Source organism: Vibrio sp. Isolate32, from assembly GCF_022397955.1.
Taxonomy (GTDB): Bacteria; Pseudomonadota; Gammaproteobacteria; order Enterobacterales; family Vibrionaceae; genus Vibrio.
Genome location: NZ_JAKEUQ010000010.1, coordinates 74281 through 91690 on the forward strand (window position 1 = coordinate 74281; position 17410 = coordinate 91690).

18 protein-coding genes are annotated in these 17410 nt (G+C 45.4%); 11 read left to right on the top strand and 7 right to left on the bottom strand.

Annotated elements, in window-relative coordinates; genetic code table 11:
* Nucleotides 1-36: 36 nt before the first annotated feature.
* Complete coding sequence (gene zapB / locus L1D11_RS10190) at nt 37-279, bottom strand: cell division protein ZapB (RefSeq protein WP_004737134.1); 243 nt, start codon at nt 277-279, stop codon at nt 37-39.
* 323 nt (nt 280-602) lie between these two features.
* On the opposite strand from zapB, the gene glpX reads away from it, so the two are divergent.
* From glpX to L1D11_RS10205, 3 genes are all read left to right on the top strand, one after another.
* Complete coding sequence (gene glpX, locus L1D11_RS10195) at nt 603-1610, top strand: class II fructose-bisphosphatase (RefSeq protein ID WP_239831688.1); 1008 nt, start codon at nt 603-605, stop codon at nt 1608-1610.
* A 179-nt stretch (nt 1611-1789) separates the two neighbouring features.
* On the top strand, nt 1790-2416 hold the full coding sequence (locus L1D11_RS10200) for a metalloregulator ArsR/SmtB family transcription factor (protein ID WP_239831689.1): 627 nt from the start codon (nt 1790-1792) through the stop codon (nt 2414-2416).
* A 117-nt stretch (nt 2417-2533) separates the two neighbouring features.
* Nucleotides 2534-2881: a DUF3135 domain-containing protein gene (locus tag L1D11_RS10205; RefSeq protein ID WP_239831690.1), complete on the top strand. Its 348-nt coding sequence runs from the start codon at nt 2534-2536 to the stop codon at nt 2879-2881.
* Nucleotides 2882-2947: 66 nt separating this feature from the next.
* Here L1D11_RS10205 and L1D11_RS10210 read toward each other — a convergent pair whose 3' ends face one another.
* Nucleotides 2948-3370 (bottom strand): DUF805 domain-containing protein, encoded by a 423-nt coding sequence (locus L1D11_RS10210; RefSeq protein ID WP_239831691.1) that lies wholly within the window; start codon nt 3368-3370, stop codon nt 2948-2950.
* 340 nt (nt 3371-3710) lie between these two features.
* Nucleotides 3711-4058 (bottom strand): 5-carboxymethyl-2-hydroxymuconate isomerase, encoded by a 348-nt coding sequence (locus tag L1D11_RS10215; protein WP_239831692.1) that lies wholly within the window; start codon nt 4056-4058, stop codon nt 3711-3713.
* A gap of 235 nt (nt 4059-4293) precedes the next feature.
* On the opposite strand from L1D11_RS10215, the gene tpiA reads away from it, so the two are divergent.
* Nucleotides 4294-5064 carry a triose-phosphate isomerase gene (gene tpiA, locus L1D11_RS10220; protein ID WP_061033606.1) on the top strand — a complete coding sequence of 257 codons (771 nt, stop codon included), beginning with the start codon at nt 4294-4296 and terminating at the stop codon, nt 5062-5064.
* 148 nt (nt 5065-5212) lie between these two features.
* Here tpiA and pfkA read toward each other — a convergent pair whose 3' ends face one another.
* From pfkA to L1D11_RS10235, 3 genes are all read right to left on the bottom strand, one after another.
* Nucleotides 5213-6175: a 6-phosphofructokinase gene (pfkA, locus tag L1D11_RS10225; protein ID WP_063525232.1), complete on the bottom strand. Its 963-nt coding sequence runs from the start codon at nt 6173-6175 to the stop codon at nt 5213-5215.
* Nucleotides 6176-6491: 316 nt separating this feature from the next.
* A complete protein-coding gene (gene fieF, locus L1D11_RS10230; RefSeq protein ID WP_239831693.1) occupies nt 6492-7400 on the bottom strand; it encodes a CDF family cation-efflux transporter FieF in 909 nt (302 codons plus the stop codon).
* A gap of 163 nt (nt 7401-7563) precedes the next feature.
* Entirely contained in the window at nt 7564-8073 is a 510-nt protein-coding gene (locus L1D11_RS10235) for a CpxP family protein (protein ID WP_239831694.1), read from the bottom strand.
* A gap of 180 nt (nt 8074-8253) precedes the next feature.
* Between L1D11_RS10235 and L1D11_RS10240 the strand changes: the two genes are divergently transcribed.
* The 4 genes from L1D11_RS10240 (at nt 8254) to trmL (ending at nt 11573) form a co-directional block, all read left to right on the top strand.
* Nucleotides 8254-8943 carry a response regulator gene (locus L1D11_RS10240; protein ID WP_102424386.1) on the top strand — a complete coding sequence of 230 codons (690 nt, stop codon included), beginning with the start codon at nt 8254-8256 and terminating at the stop codon, nt 8941-8943.
* Nucleotides 8943-10322 (top strand): envelope stress sensor histidine kinase CpxA, encoded by a 1380-nt coding sequence (cpxA, locus tag L1D11_RS10245; protein WP_239831695.1) that lies wholly within the window; start codon nt 8943-8945, stop codon nt 10320-10322. Before L1D11_RS10240 ends, cpxA begins: the two co-directional genes overlap by 1 nt.
* 76 nt (nt 10323-10398) lie before the next feature.
* Nucleotides 10399-11016 carry a superoxide dismutase gene (locus L1D11_RS10250; protein WP_239831696.1) on the top strand — a complete coding sequence of 206 codons (618 nt, stop codon included), beginning with the start codon at nt 10399-10401 and terminating at the stop codon, nt 11014-11016.
* Nucleotides 11017-11093: 77 nt separating this feature from the next.
* On the top strand, nt 11094-11573 hold the full coding sequence (gene trmL, locus L1D11_RS10255; RefSeq protein WP_004737121.1) for a tRNA (uridine(34)/cytosine(34)/5-carboxymethylaminomethyluridine(34)-2'-O)-methyltransferase TrmL: 480 nt from the start codon (nt 11094-11096) through the stop codon (nt 11571-11573).
* A gap of 131 nt (nt 11574-11704) precedes the next feature.
* Here trmL and L1D11_RS10260 read toward each other — a convergent pair whose 3' ends face one another.
* On the bottom strand, nt 11705-12229 hold the full coding sequence (locus tag L1D11_RS10260) for an FxsA family protein (protein ID WP_239831697.1): 525 nt from the start codon (nt 12227-12229) through the stop codon (nt 11705-11707).
* Nucleotides 12230-12513: 284 nt separating this feature from the next.
* On the opposite strand from L1D11_RS10260, the gene aspA reads away from it, so the two are divergent.
* From aspA to L1D11_RS10275, 3 genes are all read left to right on the top strand, one after another.
* Nucleotides 12514-13965, top strand: a complete 1452-nt coding sequence (aspA, locus tag L1D11_RS10265; protein WP_239831698.1) for an aspartate ammonia-lyase — start codon at nt 12514-12516, stop codon at nt 13963-13965.
* 180 nt (nt 13966-14145) lie between these two features.
* Complete coding sequence (locus L1D11_RS10270) at nt 14146-15453, top strand: anaerobic C4-dicarboxylate transporter (RefSeq protein ID WP_239831699.1); 1308 nt, start codon at nt 14146-14148, stop codon at nt 15451-15453.
* Nucleotides 15454-15960: 507 nt separating this feature from the next.
* On the top strand, nt 15961-17409 hold the full coding sequence (locus tag L1D11_RS10275; protein ID WP_008219590.1) for a YfcC family protein: 1449 nt from the start codon (nt 15961-15963) through the stop codon (nt 17407-17409).
* Nucleotide 17410 lies beyond the last annotated feature (1 nt).

Here is a 17410-nt window from a genome sequence, read left to right on the forward strand (position 1 = left end):
CTGAGTAGCGGGTGTTTTTTTAATCTGAAGAGTGAATTACTCTACTTCATCCATTTTACCAAGAAGGTTACGGATGCGATCTTGCCATGCAGAGTGCTCTTCTTGCATCTGCTGAGTTTTTTGCTCTAGCTCTTGACGGCTTGCTTTAAGTTCACCAGCTTCTGTTGCTAGTGCTTGTTTCTCTTCTTTAAGCTCTTCCACTTCCATTTGAAGAAGTGCAATCGTATCTACTGCTGTTTGAATTTTTGCTTCTAGCTGCTCTAGTACTTCAAAAGACATTCTGGCCTACCTTTAAGTTATCCATTTGATGGTGAAGGTTCACTCCACTTATTCCCCATTCTACTCAGCAGAGCAAGGATAAACACTCAATATATTCGATATTTTGCGCCATTCGATGAAAAAAACAGCGCTTTTTACCGAATATTGACGTTAATTCTTGCAGACACACTCGTAAAGCAATTATTTTGATGAATATTAGTGAGTTTTCACTGCTCATTGATCAAAAGCAATCTGCAAAAAGCAAAAAGGCAAACGTTTCCTTTTGGATATGGTAATATCCGCCGCGAAATTTCTATTCCCCCTTTGAAAATTTTGGAGTCCGCATGAAACGCGATTTAGCAATGTCATTCTCTCGTGTCACAGAAGGTGCAGCACTGGCTGGTTACAAGTGGCTTGGCCGTGGCGATAAAAACGCTGCAGATGGCGCTGCTGTAGAAGTCATGCGTAGCCTACTAAACAAAACCGAAATCAGCGGTGAAATTGTTATTGGTGAAGGCGAAATCGATGATGCGCCTATGCTATACATCGGTGAAAACGTAGGTGTGGGCGGTGACGCTGTCGACATCGCAGTTGACCCAATTGAAGGGACGCGCATGACAGCAATGGGCCAATCAAATGCATTGGCTGTACTGGCTGCAGGCGAGAAAGGTAGCTTCCTAAAAGCGCCTGATATGTACATGGAGAAATTAGTGGTAGGCCCTGGTGCTAAAGGCGCTATCGACTTAGCTCTGCCGTTAAAAGAAAACCTAGTAAACATTGCTAAGGCTCTGGGTAAAACACTCGACACATTGGTGGTAACCACACTGGCAAAGCCACGTCACGACCAAGTGATTGCAGAGATGCAAGCGATGGGCGTTCGTGTATTCGCAGTGCCAGATGGTGATGTAGCAGCATCTATCCTAACCTGTATGCCAGACAGCGAAGTCGACGTAATGTACTGCATCGGCGGCGCACCTGAAGGTGTAGTTTCTGCCGCGGTTATTCGCGCGCTAGACGGTGACATGCACGGTCGTCTACTGCCTCGTCACGAAGTGAAAGGCGATACAGAAGAGAACCGTAAACACGGTGAACTTGAGCTAGAGCGTTGCGCTGAAATGGGCGTAACAGCTGGTATCGTGTTAAAGATGGACGACATGGCTCGCAGCGACAACGTTGTATTCTCAGCAACGGGCATCACGAAGGGTGACCTGCTAGAAGGTATTTCTCGTCAAGGCAATATCGCGACAACCGAAACCCTGCTGATCCGTGGCCGCTGCCGTACCATTCGCCGCATCAAATCAATCCACTACCTAGAGCGTAAAGACCCAGAAGTGGTTGGTCATATCCTGTAATCCTCATATCGAGTGAAACAGAATAGTCAAAGGCTGATACCAAGTATCAGCCTTTTGTTTTATTGACCTGTCAGATTCTCACCCTTGCTATTGATAGGTCAGTAAGTGTCAAAATAGTAAATGGTTTGCTTTATAAACACCTTGCCTCATAATAGTAAGGTTCATGAGGTAGGGATAGTATGAAAACAAGCGACAAAATCTTACAGACCATTAAGCGTCAAGGCGCGGTAACGGCCAAACAACTGTCAGAAGAGTTTGGCATGACGACAATGGGTGCAAGGCAACATCTGCAAAGCCTGGAAGATGATGGCATTCTCGCGTTTCATGACGTCAAAGTGAAAGTCGGTCGTCCGACCCGTCACTGGTCTCTTACTCAGCACGGCCATAGTCAATTTTCAGACCGTCATGGTGAACTTACGATTCAAGTCATTGATGCCGTAGAGAATCTATTCGGAAAAGAAGGCTTAGCTAAAGTCGCTGCCGAACGTGAACAACACACCTTAAAACAGTATCAATCTGCCCTGTCTGATTGTGACAATCTAATCAGTAAGTTAGAAAAGCTCACCCAACTTCGTGAAGACGAAGGTTATATGGCAGAGTTGAAAGAGCAGGATGATCACTACATCTTGATTGAAAACCACTGCCCTATTTGTAAGGCGGCGACTCGTTGCCCGAGCTTGTGTCAATCTGAACTCAACGTGTTCACCGAACTACTAAAAGATGAGTGCCACGTCAGCCGAACTGAGCATATTATTGCTGGCGAACGACGCTGTACCTACACCCTAGTACCTGTCACTACCGCTTAACGCTAAGTGATTGATCTTGTCTCAATATTGAGAAACCAAAAGATCGAACAAAATTTATACAGAAATCTTTCTTAAGCTTAAAGCATATGAAACATGCTTAATGCTAAGGAAGGAATGATGGCACATCCACAACCAGAGCAAAAACTGCCCCCTTTTGATGAACTGGTTCAACTTGCTCAAAACGATCCTAAAGCATTCAACCAATTCAAACACGAGATGTGTGAGCAGATGATCTGCTCCGCTTCTGAAAGTATGCAGGGCAGACTTCGCGCTCAACAAAGCCACCTCGATTTAGTCGTCAGCCGTTGTAAAAACCCTCACCACGTCAATGTCGTGCTAATGCAAGAGCTGCGCTGTCAGGTTTGTAAGTTCCAAGACGCACTCCAAGGGCGCTGTACCTTAGAAGAGTCTCAACCAGAAAATGTGGTTCCATTCAGACCTAACACTGAACCAAAAATGTATTAGTTCAGACAGTCCCAGAAAGCAAAAAAGGGAGCCTGATGCTCCCTTCATATTAATTACTGTGAACCCTTATACTGGATCTTCACCGTAATCGTTGCGGCCTTCAGTGCCTTTCAACAAACCACATTCAATCAAAATCCATAAGCCACACACTAATGCTGCAACCGTTACCACCATGTGCATTGGTGATACCGAATCCGCTGTTGTTGCAGCAGCAGGTGAAGCCAAGCGCCCTAGTACCAACGGAACATTCAATAGTAGCCAGTAGTTAGACTTGTTACGGTCATGCCAACGCTTGGCCGTTACCGCTAAGTCTGGAATCACCAGGAGCAACAAGAAGATTGGCAGTAGGATATAAGAATACGCTGGAAACAGTACCGAAATACCGGAGGCAAAACCGGTGATCGCGACATAGTAGAAAATATTCCACATCCAGTAAGTCTTACGACCAATTCTCCCTTTGAAAGAGAGCAGTAAATCTTTCATCGACATCTAAAAATACTCAAAAATTAATACGCTACCAAAAAGTTAGCAGCTAAAGTTAGGGTCTGCTGACCTTTCGCGGTTAAATTTTGTTCGAGATAGAATCGTTTTAGGCGCGGCAAGAAGTATGTAGCTTAGTCACTCTAAGTAAATTCTTCTTAACAAAGCATAAAACGATTCTAGCCGAACCCTTCGGGCAGCCTTTGTGGTTCATTTCTACTGCGTTATCGGCTTCTCATGTAGGCTAACTACACATCAAACCCTCTGCCTTGTAGAAATTTCCCACAAAACGCTGCAAAAATCAGCTCGAAAGAACAGCAGACCCTAGTTAATCACTTTCTTAAGCGAATCAGTTAATCACTTTCTGAAAACAACTTTTGTCCATATCGCGAATATTAACCGTTAGGCTTCGAATATGGCTCGCCTGTTCTTGTAAGATTTGCATTAACGAGCGTGACAATTCCCGTTTCTGTTCTTCGGTACGCCCAGAAAGTAACTCAAAGCTGATATGAATAAAGTCCACACTGTCTTCTTCATCACCCACTAGCCAGTTATGACAACGCAGAGAACGTGATTTCACAGACGGAACATCAAACAAGCCACAGTTTAATGTAACTTGATGAAGATCTTCTAGTAAACCTTGGATATTCACTCGTTCGTCCACTGAATTTGAGTACTCTAGAACTAGATTCGGCATTATTACTTCCTATTGTTAACGCAAACGTTTGTCCCTTAATACCAACTAACGATGAAAAAACCGAGAAGTTAGCTATTATTCTGTCTGTCGGATCACTGATATAAGGTCAGTATCTACTCTGACCAATCAATAAGATCCCATAAAGACATGACCACAATCATGATCTAACGCGTTTTATCTGTTATATTCTTACGAAGATTTTTTACATTAATTGATTAAATACGGAGATATTCCTATGCGTCGTCCTGTAGTGATGGGTAACTGGAAACTTAACGGTAGCAAAGCAATGGTAACTGAGCTGCTAACTGGTCTTAACGCTGAACTTGAAGGCGTTGAAGGTGTAGACGTAGCAGTAGCTCCACCAGCACTTTACATCGATCTAGCTGAGCGTCTAATCGCTGAAGGCGGTAACAAAATCATCCTAGGTGCTCAAAACACTGACCTAAACAACAGCGGTGCTTTCACTGGCGACATGTCTCCAGAAATGCTGAAAGACTTCGGTGCGACTCACATCATCATCGGTCACTCTGAGCGTCGTGAATACCACAACGAATCAGACGAGTTCATCGCTAAGAAATTCAAATTCCTACAAGAGAACGGCCTGAAGCCTGTTTTCTGTATCGGTGAATCTGACGAGCAAAACGAAGCTGGCGAAACTGAAGCAGTATGTGCACGTCAAATCAACGCAGTTATCGACGCTTACGGTGTTGAAGCTCTAAACGGCGCAATCATCGCTTACGAACCAATCTGGGCTATCGGTACTGGTAAAGCAGCAACAGCTGAAGATGCACAACGCATCCACGCTTCTATCCGTGCAATGATCGCTGAAAAAGACGCAGCAGTAGCTGAGCAAGTAATCATCCAATACGGTGGTTCTGTTAAGCCTGAAAACGCTGAAGCTTACTTCGCACAACCAGACATCGATGGTGCTCTAGTTGGCGGTGCAGCTCTAAACGCAGCTGGTTTCGCAGCTATCGCTAAAGCAGCTGCTAAAGCAAAAGCTTAATTTAGACATCACTGTTTAAATTGAATAAGAGGTCAACTTAGGTTGGCCTTTTTTATTGCTTGTTACTTATGAATCCAAGCAAACAGATACAAAAAACCGCTGATAAATCAGCGGTTTTTAAATTCTATAAGCTTACGCTCGGCGTGGCTTAGAACAACTCTTCTGCTACGCGGAACAGCTCAGAACGGTCTGGGTTCTGCATGTTTTCGATACAATCGATGATGTCGTGGTGAACAAGCTCTTCTTTCTCGATACCAACACAACGGCCACCGTGACCTTCTTGAAGAAGGTGAACAGCGTAGTTACCCATGCGAGAAGCAAGTACACGGTCAAACGCAGTAGGACGACCACCACGTTGGATGTGACCAAGAACCGTTGCACGAGTTTCACGACCCGTTGCTGCTTCGATCTCTTTAGCCAGCTCGTTCGCATCCATCATTAGCTCGGTTAGAGCGATGATTGCGTGCTTCTTACCTTTAGCAATGCCATCTTGGATGTTGCCGATTAGCTGCTCTTTATCTAGACCAGTCTCAGGTGTGATGATGTACTCACAACCACCTGCGATTGCTGACATAAGCGTAAGATCACCACAGTGACGGCCCATGATTTCAACAATAGAAATACGTTGGTGAGAAGAAGACGTGTCACGTAGGCGGTCGATAGAATCAATAACAGTGTTAAGCGCTGTTAGGTAACCGATTGTGTAGTCAGTACCAGCGATGTCGTTATCGATTGTGCCTGGAAGACCGATACATGGGTAACCCATTTCAGTCAGCTTCTTAGCACCCATGTAAGAACCGTCACCACCAATAACAACAAGTGCTTCGATACCGTGTTCTTTTAGGTTCTCGATACCTTTCTCACGAACAGCAACGTCTTTGAACTCAGGGAAACGTGCAGAGCCTAAGAAAGTACCACCACGGTTGATCACATCAGACACGCTTGAACGGTCAAGCTTTACGATACGGTTCTCAACAAGGCCTTGGTAGCCATCGTAAATACCGTAAACTTCAATGCCAAGTGATAACGCGGTACGAACTACGCCACGAACTGCTGCGTTCATGCCCGGAGCGTCACCACCACTGGTCAAAACACCGATCTTCTTAATCATGCTCACCCTCGATTTTTGGGAATCTATTATTCAATTCTTGTTCTTGCTGATTGTATATCAACAAGATTTTAAATCTATATTTGTGCGTTATGTTACATTTCCTCAACAGGAATAGCACTTAAATCGCGAAAAATTATGTAACATTTCTACTTCTGTAAGAGTATTACAGTTTTACTCAGTAACTTTGTTGATTCACATCAGAATCAACATTAATTGTTACTAAGGTGGTTTTTGAATCACCAAAGCGTTCGCAATTTCTACTCACTCTAGTTCAAAAGCCACCCACTTACCATTTGCTGCCTAGTTTTCGTGCTCGTTACCACGAATGAAATTTTTGTTGCTTCTCAGGCCCAAACACCACCGAATACGGGTCTTGGTGAATTAATACATCAGCATCAGGGAACACTGAGATAAGCTTAGCCTCTACTTCGTCAGAAATGCGATGCGCTTCAATAAGTGGCATCTCGTCTTCCAACTCTAAGTGCAATTGAATGAAACGAATCGGACCAGAACGACGAGTTCTAAGCTGATGTACACCGAGCACCCCTTCCACACTCAACGACGTCTCTTTTATCTGCTTTAGCTCTTCATCAGGCAGCTTGTGATCAAGCAGAGATTGAATCGCCTCCATTGCCATTTGATAAGCGCTATAAAGAATATAAATACCAATGCCTACCGCAAATACGGAGTCTGCCTGACCAATGCCAAACCAGCTTAACCCTAGGGCCAGCATGATGGCCGCGTTCATATACAGGTCAGATTGGTAATGCAGTGAATCCGCAGCAATAGCCTGGCTGCCCGTTTTCTTGACCACGTGTTTTTGGAATCGAACCAGACCAAACGTCATCACTATCGCAAACAAGCTGACGTAAATACCGATTTCCGGCGAGTTGAGCTCATGAGGTCTAAAGAAGCGCTCGATACCATTAAGAATGAGGAAACAGGCAGAGCCCGAGATAAACATCGCCTGTGCTAATGCCGCGAGTGATTCCGCCTTACCGTGACCAAAGGTATGTTCTTTGTCGGCAGGCTGAAGAGAGTATCGGACCACCAATAAGTTAACGACCGAAGCGGCAATATCTAACATGGAATCGACCACGGAAGCCAACAGGCTCACCGAACCTGTCACCCACCACGCCGCGACTTTCACTATTAACAAAATAGTGGCAATGGTGGTCGCAGCCCAAGCGGCCAGCGTAACTAAACGTGCGTATTCTTGTTTCATAACTTGGCTATAAAGTGACTGATAGTACAAAGTATAACCTGCAAACCATCAATTGAATATGACAGCTAGGATGTAAGACATTCATTTTTAGGGATCAAAAAAGCGGCTCTCGGCCGCTTCTTTTTAAACACTTTCATTCAAGCTTGCTTTACCCAGCTTTGAATTACTTGTCTCTGTTCATGTGCTTTTCCATCTTTTCAGCACATTTTTCCATGCGCTCTTGCTGGATTTCTTTCAGTTGAGTTTTTTGCTCAGGCGTTAGCACGCTCATCATTTCGTGTTGCTTCTTAAGCATTGCTACGCGGCGCTCAGTTTGCTTCTCAACCATTTGGCTTGCTAGATCATTTGCCGCTGCTTCGTCGAAGTTGTCAGCTAGTACCAACGCTTGAACTTTCTCGTGGTGCGCTTTCATTTGCGCCATTTTGTCTGACTTGTTGCCCGCGTGTTTTGCTTTCATCTCAGCACGGTTCGCTTCACGCATCTCTTTTAACTGCTCTTTTTGTGCGTCAGTTAGGTCTAGTTGGCGCATCACTTTCTTGTCGAAGCCACCACATTTGCCGTGCATGCCTTTGTGGTCGCCCTTGTCACCGCCGCCAAATGCGTACGCACTTGCTGTACCTAACATAAGTGGAAGTGCCGCAGCTGCCAGTACAAGTTTCTTCGTCATTTTCATAATTGTTGCCTCAATTCGGTATAATAAGTCATGTATTGCGTCTGTATCTCAGCGCTTGAATATAGATTAGTCTTTCCCTCGTAAAGTGACGTTTAGAAAGCGTAAAGAATCGTAAAGAGTGAAAGCTGACGAATAATTAGCAGTATTATTAACCTGTAACTAACCGATTAAGGCTTTCCCATGGCGAACATTCTTCTTATTGATGACGACACTGAGCTAACGAGCTTACTTAAAGACATTCTTAGCTTTGAGGGCTTCACCGTTTTTGAAGCCAATGACGGCTACGCTGGGCTCGAAGCGATCAATGATGAGATTGATTTGATTCTTTTGGATGTGATGATGCCGCGTCTGAATGGCATGGAAACACTCAAAAAGCTAAGAGAGCATTGGGAAACGCCTGTGCTGATGCTGACAGCGAAAGGGGAAGAGATCGACCGTGTGATCGGCCTGGAGCTCGGTGCGGATGACTACTTGCCAAAGCCATTCAGTGACCGCGAGCTACTCGCACGTATTCGCGCCATCTTGCGCCGTACGCAAACCACGAGCACTCCAAAAGCCGCCAGCGATAGAATCCAATACCAAGACATTGAAGTATTCCCTGGCAAACAAGAAGCGTACTGCAATGGCGAGATCATCGACCTCACCACTACCGAGTTCGCTCTACTAAGCCACCTTATTCAAAACCCGGGGCAAGTGATCACCAAGGAAGCGTTGAGCCTAGATGTACTTGGCAAAAGGCTTGCCGCATTTGACCGTGCGATAGACATGCACATCTCTAACCTACGTAAGAAGATTCCAGAACGCAGCGATGGCAAATCACGCATCAAAACCTTGCGTGGTCGTGGCTACCTATTGGTAGAGGAGGATTAATGCGCATCCCTAAAATCACTAGCTTATATGGACGTATCTTTGCCATCTTTTGGTTCACCATGTTACTGGTGCTTTTATCCGTACTCTCACTACCACATCTAGACCCGCGAGTAGCGCGTGATGTGCCCGCTGATCATCTCAGCAAACTGGAACGTATCGCCAAGGCTACAGAGCAACGCTACGCCAGAGAGCCTAACCTCGGCAAAATTGTCTTCCAACTTGAGGCGCCACGTAGCCGCAAAGATTCTCGTGCACGTATCTATCTGACCGATCTTGAAGGTGCAGTCCTAACCTCAAAAAGACATTCAGACTACAAACTTAAGGCGATTCGCAACTTTGTAACCTCAATTGATAACCCAGAAGTGCCAAAGCAGAAGCTTTACGGGCACTACATGGTTGCTGGCCCTGTGCCAATCAAACTGGCAGGTGAAGAGCTACTGATGTACGCCGGAGTAAAGTGGAATCAGCCACCGCCGTTCTTACTGCGACTATTTGATAGACCACTGCAGCTGTTGCTTGCCGTGATGCTGGCCAGTACCCCGCTATTGCTTTGGTTGGCTTGGGCACTCAGCCAGCCAGCTCGCCGACTTGAGCGTGCTGCACAACGTGTAGCGAAAGGCGAATTCGAGGTCGATCCTACCCTTGAAAAAGGCACATCAGAATTCAGACAAGCGGGCGAAAGCTTTAACCAAATGGTTGAGGCAGTAAACCAGATGATCTCAGGGCAACAGCGCTTGCTTTCTGATATATCACACGAGCTACGTTCACCTTTAACACGGCTTCGTATGGCCAACGCACTAGCGATTCGTAAACAAGGTGAGAGCCCAGAACTCGAGCGTATCGATACAGAAGCACAACGCTTGGAACAGATGATCAGTGAACTACTGACCCTCTCACGCATGCAGGTTGATAGCCACATTACTCGTGAAGTTCAGCCAATATCGAGCTTATGGGAAGAGATCTTAAAAGACGCACAATTTGAAGCAGAACAGATGGGTAAAGAGCTGACATTCTCAGAAATCCCTGAGCGTTCAATTTCAGGTAATCCTAAGCTGCTGATGAGTGCCTTAGACAACATTACGCGCAACGCCATTTACTACGGTAAAGACCAAGTCGATGTGCAGTTCCACGTGGTGCAAGATCAGCTGACTATTTGCGTCAATGACAACGGTGATGGTGTGCCTGATGATGAACTCGATTCTATCTTCAGACCTTTCTACCGTGTTTCTACCGCTCGTGACCGTAATTCTGGTGGCACTGGACTTGGGCTGACTATTACCGAGAGTGCGATTCGTCAACATAGCGGAACGATTACCGCGAGCCGCAGTAAGCTCGGCGGATTACAGCTCGAAATTACTCTGCCTATCCTACCACTGTAATACCCCCACAAAGATCACAGTTGATAATGATTGTTATTATCATTATGGTAAATTCCCTAATTAAGGAGGATTTACCATGTCTCACATTTTCCCTGAACTGCCCTACGCCTACGACGCTCTAGAACCCTACATCGATGCTAAAACGATGGAAGTGCACTACAGCAAGCACCATAGAACCTATTACGATAAGTTTGTCGCTGCGGTGTCTGGTAGCGAGCTTGAACAGCAATCTCTCACTGAAATCTTCGCTAATATTTCTCAGCACAGCCCTGCCGTGCGCAACAATGGTGGCGGCTACTACAACCATATCTTGTATTGGAACTGTATGTCGCAAGACGGCGGTGGCGAACCAACTGGCGAGCTTAGTGAGGCTATTAAAAGCACATTCGGAGATTTCGCAGCATTCCAAGATCAGTTCGCTCAAGCGGCAATCAACACCTTCGGTTCAGGTTTTGCTTGGTTAGTAGTAGAAGAAGGACAACTGAAGATCATCTCAACCTCAAACCAAGACAATCCTTGGATGGATACGGTGGCCAGCAACGGTGAACCGATACTCGCGTTAGATGTGTGGGAGCATGCCTACTACATCAGCTATCAAAACCGCCGACCTGACTACATCAACGCTTGGTGGAACGTGGTCAACTGGAGTGCAGTATCAGAAAACTACGCGCAGGCACTCACCAACCAAGCCTAAGTGGATGGTGGCAAACTGTACTCACACTGCTTGCCACCGTATACTCTGGCTATCTTTGATTACTCTTGTGAACCCACATGTTTGATATCGCTCTATACGAACCAGAAATTGCACCCAATACGGGTAACATCATCCGCCTATGTGCTAACTGCGGCGCAAACCTGCACCTGATTGAGCCACTTGGCTTTGATTTTGAAGAGAAGAAAGTGCGTCGTGCTGGTTTGGATTATCACGACCTAGCGCGAGTGAAACGTCACAAGAACCTAGAAGCTTTTATTGAGTATCTAGAGAACGAACGTGAAGGTGATTACCGTATCTTTGCGTGTACCACCAAAACCACAGGTCATCACGTGGATGCCAAGTTCCAACAAGGTGATGTATTGATGTTCGGCCCTGAGACACGCGGCCTACCTGCTGAGTTCATCGAAAGCATGCCGATGGAACAACGTATTCGTATTCCAATGATGCCAGACGCACGCAGCCTGAACCTATCCAATGCTGTAGCAATCATCGCGTTTGAAGCATGGCGACAAATGGGCTTTGAAGGCGCGGTATAACCAAACCCTCAAACACCTATTATCTGCAATCGCTAATACGCAATAAAAAAGGCTCTTACCATTATCTCTTTCTTGCGAAGGATAAAGGTAAGAGCCTTTTCAGTTGTTGTCTTTCTATCTAAGCAACGGAATTAGTTTAAGCGGTTACGATCGTTATCGTCGTCTTTCTTCTCAAACTCACCTTCAAAGGTGTTACCGCCTTTTGATTGGTCAAATGGGTCGCGGTTAAATGGATCATCTCCAAATGGACTCTGACCAAAGCCAGCTTGTCCACCAGCGTGGAAACCGCCAGACATATTTTTAACCACCATTTTTTCCATCATTTTCTTAGCAATCATGGCTCTTGGTGCTGGCAACAATACCAACATACCCAGAACGTCTGTCATAAAGCCTGGAGTCAGCAGCAATACGCCAGCCACCGCCAGCATCACGCCTTCAAGGATCTGCTGTGCCGGCATCTCGCCTTGCTGTAGTCGACCTTGAACGGACATCAGTGTTTGAATGCCTTGGCTACGAACCAACGATGCACCGACAAATGCCGTGATCAAAACCAATGCAATAGTTGGCCACAATCCTAAGAAGCCACCAACTTGAATAAATAGCCCAATCTCAATGATGGGTACGAAGATAAATAGTAATAATAAGATAGGAAACACACGCCCTCCTTTGTTGCTTTCAGTTTACGCTGAAAGGTCTACCAATCTCAAATTTATCCTGTAAATAAGCGTGTTTATTGACCCAAATTAACTTTGCAAAATATTGACTAAACAAAAACGAAAAAGGTGATCAACTTACTATTTTTATGCGCTAGGTACAGTATCATGTGCCACATAAGTCAGGACGGATTTATCAGCCCAATATTCTAGCGAACGGAGTATTTGCACACAGAATAGGCTAATAACTAACTATATAATCAGAATTATTCTCTAAGGATCCTGTTATGGCTACTCTATCAGAAGCACAAGTTGATGCTCCTCAAGCTACTCGTCTCGAAGAAGATCTTTTAGGTCAACGTCATGTTCCGGCTGATGCTTACTACGGCATCCACACTCTACGCGCAGTTGAAAACTTCAACATCTCAAATGTAACGATCTCAGATGTACCTGAATTCGTTCGCGGTATGGTGATGACAAAAAAAGCAGCGGCTTTAGCAAACAAAGAGTTAGGTGTAATTCCTAGCGAAGTGGCTAAATACATCATCCAAGCTTGTGACCTAATTCTGGACACCGGCAAGTGCATGGATCAGTTCCCATCAGACGTTTTCCAAGGTGGTGCTGGTACTTCTGTAAACATGAACGCGAACGAAGTTGTAGCGAACGTTGCACTTGAGCTAATGGGCAAAGAAAAAGGCCAGTACGAGTTCATCAACCCGAACGACCACGTAAACCGCAGTCAATCAACTAACTGTGCTTACCCAACTGGCTTCCGTATCTCTGTTTACAACAGCGTACTAAAACTGATCGATGCAATTGAATACCTTAAAGGTGCATTCGAGCTTAAGAGCCAAGAATTCAACACCGTTTTGAAGATGGGTCGTACTCAACTTCAAGATGCAGTTCCAATGACGGTTGGCCAAGAGTTCCACGCTTGGGCGGTAACCATCAATGAAGAAATCAAAAACCTAGAATACACATCTAAGCTACTGCTTGAAGTTAACCTAGGCGCAACGGCAATCGGTACTGGTCTAAACGCTGCACCAGGTTACCAAGGCCTTGCTGTTAAACACCTAGCTGAAGTAACTGGCCTAGATTGTGTTCCAGCTGAAGACCTAATCGAAGCAACATCTGACTGTGGCGCATACGTAATGACGCACGGCGCGCTTAAGCGTCTAGCAGTTAAGCTGTCTAAGATTTGTAACGACCTACGTCTACTGTCTTCTGGTCCTCGCGCAGGCTTGAACGAGCTGAACCTACCTGAGCTTCAAGCAGGCTCTTCAATCATGCCAGCTAAAGTAAACCCAGTTGTACCTGAAGTAGTAAACCAAGTTTGCTTCAAAGTTCTAGGTAACGACAACACCGTTTCTTTCGCAGCTGAAGGTGGTCAACTTCAACTGAACGTTATGGAACCTGTTATTGCACAAAGCATGTTTGAGTCTCTAGACATCCTAACCAATGCTTGTGTGAACCTACGCGACAAGTGTGTAGACGGCATTACGGTAAACAAAGAAATCTGTGAAGCGCACGTATTTAACTCTATCGGTATCGTAACTTACCTAAACCCATACATTGGCCACCACGAAGGTGACATTGTTGGTAAGATCTGTGCAGAAACAGGTAAGAGTGTTCGTGATGTGGTTCTAGAGCGCGGTTTATTGACCGAAGAAGAACTTGATGACATTTTCTCTGTTGAAAATTTGATGCATCCTCAGTATAAAGCAAAACGCTACGAGTAACGCTAGCGAGAAAGGGCTCCAAACGGAGCCCTTTTTTAGGCTCCAATACGGTTAACCATGTTTATTTTGTGGTTTTCTGTCTGTTGCGCTTTTGTTCAAATGAATCTAAACCATAGAACTATTATCTGAACATTCTCTCGACGAGTGGTCACATAATAAAATCTACATGAGGTGTTAATTATGATTGCAGTAGAACTGTTTATCGTCCTGCTCTTTATCTTCTTAGGGGCCAGAATTGGCGGCATCGGTATCGGCTTTGCCGGTGGTGCTGGTGTTATTGCTCTTTCACTTATTCTTGGCGTACCAACAAGCCAATCTTTTATCCCAATTGATGTAATCCTGATCATCATGTCGGTTATCACCGCAATTGCTGCAATGCAGGTTGCTGGCGGTATGGACTGGTTGGTGCAAATTGCAGAAAACTTTTTGCGTAAGCACCCAGAACGCATCACCTTTTACGCGCCGATTGTGACCTTTTTAATGACGCTAATGGCGGGTACTGGCCACACAGCATTCTCAACTCTGCCAGTTATTGCCGAAGTAGCGAAAGGCCAAGGTGTACGTCCTTCTCGCCCACTGTCTATTGCTGTTGTTGCGTCTCAAATTGCTATCACGGCTTCGCCAATCTCGGCAGCAGTTGTAGCTTTCGCAGCCATGCTTGCACCATTCGGTGTTGATTACCTAACACTACTGATGGTTTGTATCCCGACAACCTTCATCGCTTGTATGGTTGGTGCAGTTGTTGCTAACTACATGGGTAGCGAACTAAAAGACGATCCTGTTTACCAAGAGCGTCTAGAGAAAGGTCTCATCAAGCTAGCAACAGATGAGAAGCGCGAGATCCTTCCTACAGCGAAGAAAGCGACATACATCTTCCTAGCGGCGATTGGTTTTGTTGTTTGTTACGCAGCGGCTATCTCTAGCTCTGTTGGCCTAATCGAAAACCCTGCACTAGGTCGTAACGAAGCGATCATGTCGGTAATGTTGGCAGCAGCAGCAGCAATCGTAATGTTCACTAAGATCGATGCGGCGAAAATTTCTTCAGCACCGACATTCCGCTCTGGTATGACTGCGTGTGTATGTGTACTTGGTGTGGCTTGGTTAGGTTCTACGTTTGTAAACGCACACGTTGCTGAAATCAAAGACGTTGCTGGTACGCTACTGGCTGACTACCCATGGATGCTGGCTCTTGTTCTGTTCTTCGCTTCTATGCTGCTTTACTCTCAAGGCGCAACAACGGTTGCATTAATGCCTGCGGCACTAGCAATTGGCGTAGCACCACTAACAGCCGTTGCTTCTTTCGCTGCGGTAAGTGCACTGTTCGTTCTTCCAACTTACCCTACGCTACTGGCTGCGGTTGAGATGGATGACACAGGCTCAACGCGTATCGGTAACCTAGTATTCAACCACCCGTTCTTCATTCCAGGTGTGGTAACAATAAGTAGTGCGGTAGCACTAGGCTTCGCATTCGGTGGTCTGTTTATCTAAAAACCACTGATGATATGACTCTAAAAGGAAGCTTCGGCTTCCTTTTTTGTTTATGGCTTAATGTGATTTTTGATGCCCGTCAAATAACCATGACAAACTTTAAAACGCGTTCAAAAATAAAGTTTGAATAAAATTCCAAGACTATCCAACCCATTCTCTATCGATACCTATCAAATCAACCTTCCCCTATTTACCAACTAACCAAACCGAATATTAATTCAAGCTAATTAACCAAAAAACCTTACGATTTTTCTCACATTTTTTAGCCCTTTTACTGGCCACTATTTTTGTGAACAGCACCAAACTTAAATGATTAAGTAACGAATAAAATAACCGCAGCTAAATTAAATACAACTTCATCTGGATTAGTAAATATCAAATAACTTTAATTTAAAACCCGCAATTTATATCGTTGGGTAATTTATAAGTGTCAGTGTATTTACAGTCTATAAATCATTAGTCGCTAATTCACATCACTTCTATTTAAGATGATGTAAGGAGATAGCCATGACAACTCAAACGATGCCAAGCGAGAAAAAAAAGGGCGGCTTCTTTGCCAACTTTAAATTCCCTTCTGCTTATACCATTCTATTTATTTTAATTGCATTCGTTGCTCTACTGACCTGGATTGTTCCAGCGGGCCAATATGATCGAGCAATGAATGAAGAATTAGGCCGAGAAGTGCCGGTAACCGGAACCTATCAAGCGGTTGAAGGTAACCCTCAAGGCGTGATTGACGTGCTGCTAGCGCCGATTGATGGCTTCTACGACCACAATAGCTATGAAGCTGCTGCAATCGACGTTTCACTGTTCATTCTGATCATTGGTGGCTTCTTAGGGCTCGTCACCAAGACTGGTGCAATTGATGCTGGTATCGAACGCGTCACCGCGCGCCTCGAAGGGCGAGAAGAGTTGATGATACCAATACTGATGGCACTGTTTGCTGCTGGCGGTACTGTCTATGGTATGGCGGAAGAATCACTCCCATTCTATACACTTCTTGTGCCTGTCATGATGGCGGCTCGCTTTGACCCTCTAGTGGCAGCAGCAACTGTACTTCTAGGCGCAGGCATAGGGGTGCTAGGTTCCACCATTAACCCATTCGCAACGGTTATCGCAGCTAACGCCTCTGGCATCCCATTTACCGACGGTATCGTGCTACGTGTGGCAATGCTGATTATTGGTTGGGGCATCTGTGTCGCTTACGTCATGCGTTACGCAAGAATGGTGCAAGCGGACCCAAGCAAGTCGATTGTGTATGACAAGTACGAAGAAAACAAAGCGCACTTCCTTGGTAACTCAAGCGGAGAAAAACTGGAATTCACTGCGACTCGTAAACTGATTCTGACTATTTTTGGTGGCTCATTCGCGGTAATGATTTACGGTGTATCAGTTGCTGGATGGTGGATGGCAGAGATCTCTGCAATGTTCCTAGCAGCGACCATCATTGTTGGTATTGTGGCTCGCATGAGCGAAGAAGAGTTTACCTCAAGCTTCATTGACGGCGCACGTGACCTGCTCGGTGTAGCGCTAATCATAGGTATTGCACGTGGTATTGTGGTGGTGATGGACCGCGGTATGATCACCGATACGATTCTATTCTCTGCAGAGCAAATGGTCACAGGGCTCTCATCCGTTATCTTTATTAACGTGATGTTCTTCCTAGAGATTCTATTGTCATTCTTAGTGCCATCAACATCTGGCCTAGCGGTACTGACCATGCCTATCATGGCGCCATTGGCTGACTTTGCTGGTGTTGGTAGAGACCTTGTGATCACCGCTTACCAATCGGCTTCAGGCTTAGTAAACCTTATTACCCCAACCTCTGCGGTGGTAATGGGTGGCTTGGCGATAGCTCGTGTGCCTTACGTACGCTGGGTGAAATGGGTCATGCCATTGATCGGTATCTTAACCGTGTTCTGCATCGTTGTACTGAGTATTGGTGCGCTTATCTAGC

Excerpts from the sequence above, each read along its gene's own strand:
- fieF (WP_239831693.1), bottom strand. The coding sequence starts at position 7,400 with ATGAAACAAGAATACGCACGTTTAGTTACGCTGGCCGCTTGGGCTGCG.
- L1D11_RS10200 (WP_239831689.1), top strand. The coding sequence starts at position 1,790 with ATGAAAACAAGCGACAAAATCTTACAGACCATTAAGCGTCAAGGCGCG.
- L1D11_RS10270 (WP_239831699.1), top strand. The coding sequence starts at position 14,146 with ATGATTGCAGTAGAACTGTTTATCGTCCTGCTCTTTATCTTCTTAGGG.
- trmL (WP_004737121.1), top strand. The coding sequence starts at position 11,094 with ATGTTTGATATCGCTCTATACGAACCAGAAATTGCACCCAATACGGGT.
- L1D11_RS10275 (WP_008219590.1), top strand. The coding sequence starts at position 15,961 with ATGACAACTCAAACGATGCCAAGCGAGAAAAAAAAGGGCGGCTTCTTT.
- pfkA (WP_063525232.1), bottom strand. The coding sequence starts at position 6,175 with ATGATTAAGAAGATCGGTGTTTTGACCAGTGGTGGTGACGCTCCGGGC.
- L1D11_RS10235 (WP_239831694.1), bottom strand. The coding sequence starts at position 8,073 with ATGAAAATGACGAAGAAACTTGTACTGGCAGCTGCGGCACTTCCACTT.
- tpiA (WP_061033606.1), top strand. The coding sequence starts at position 4,294 with ATGCGTCGTCCTGTAGTGATGGGTAACTGGAAACTTAACGGTAGCAAA.
- L1D11_RS10205 (WP_239831690.1), top strand. The coding sequence starts at position 2,534 with ATGGCACATCCACAACCAGAGCAAAAACTGCCCCCTTTTGATGAACTG.
- zapB (WP_004737134.1), bottom strand. The coding sequence starts at position 279 with ATGTCTTTTGAAGTACTAGAGCAGCTAGAAGCAAAAATTCAAACAGCA.
- glpX (WP_239831688.1), top strand. The coding sequence starts at position 603 with ATGAAACGCGATTTAGCAATGTCATTCTCTCGTGTCACAGAAGGTGCA.
- L1D11_RS10210 (WP_239831691.1), bottom strand. The coding sequence starts at position 3,370 with ATGTCGATGAAAGATTTACTGCTCTCTTTCAAAGGGAGAATTGGTCGT.
- L1D11_RS10250 (WP_239831696.1), top strand. The coding sequence starts at position 10,399 with ATGTCTCACATTTTCCCTGAACTGCCCTACGCCTACGACGCTCTAGAA.
- L1D11_RS10240 (WP_102424386.1), top strand. The coding sequence starts at position 8,254 with ATGGCGAACATTCTTCTTATTGATGACGACACTGAGCTAACGAGCTTA.
- L1D11_RS10215 (WP_239831692.1), bottom strand. The coding sequence starts at position 4,058 with ATGCCGAATCTAGTTCTAGAGTACTCAAATTCAGTGGACGAACGAGTG.
- aspA (WP_239831698.1), top strand. The coding sequence starts at position 12,514 with ATGGCTACTCTATCAGAAGCACAAGTTGATGCTCCTCAAGCTACTCGT.
- cpxA (WP_239831695.1), top strand. The coding sequence starts at position 8,943 with ATGCGCATCCCTAAAATCACTAGCTTATATGGACGTATCTTTGCCATC.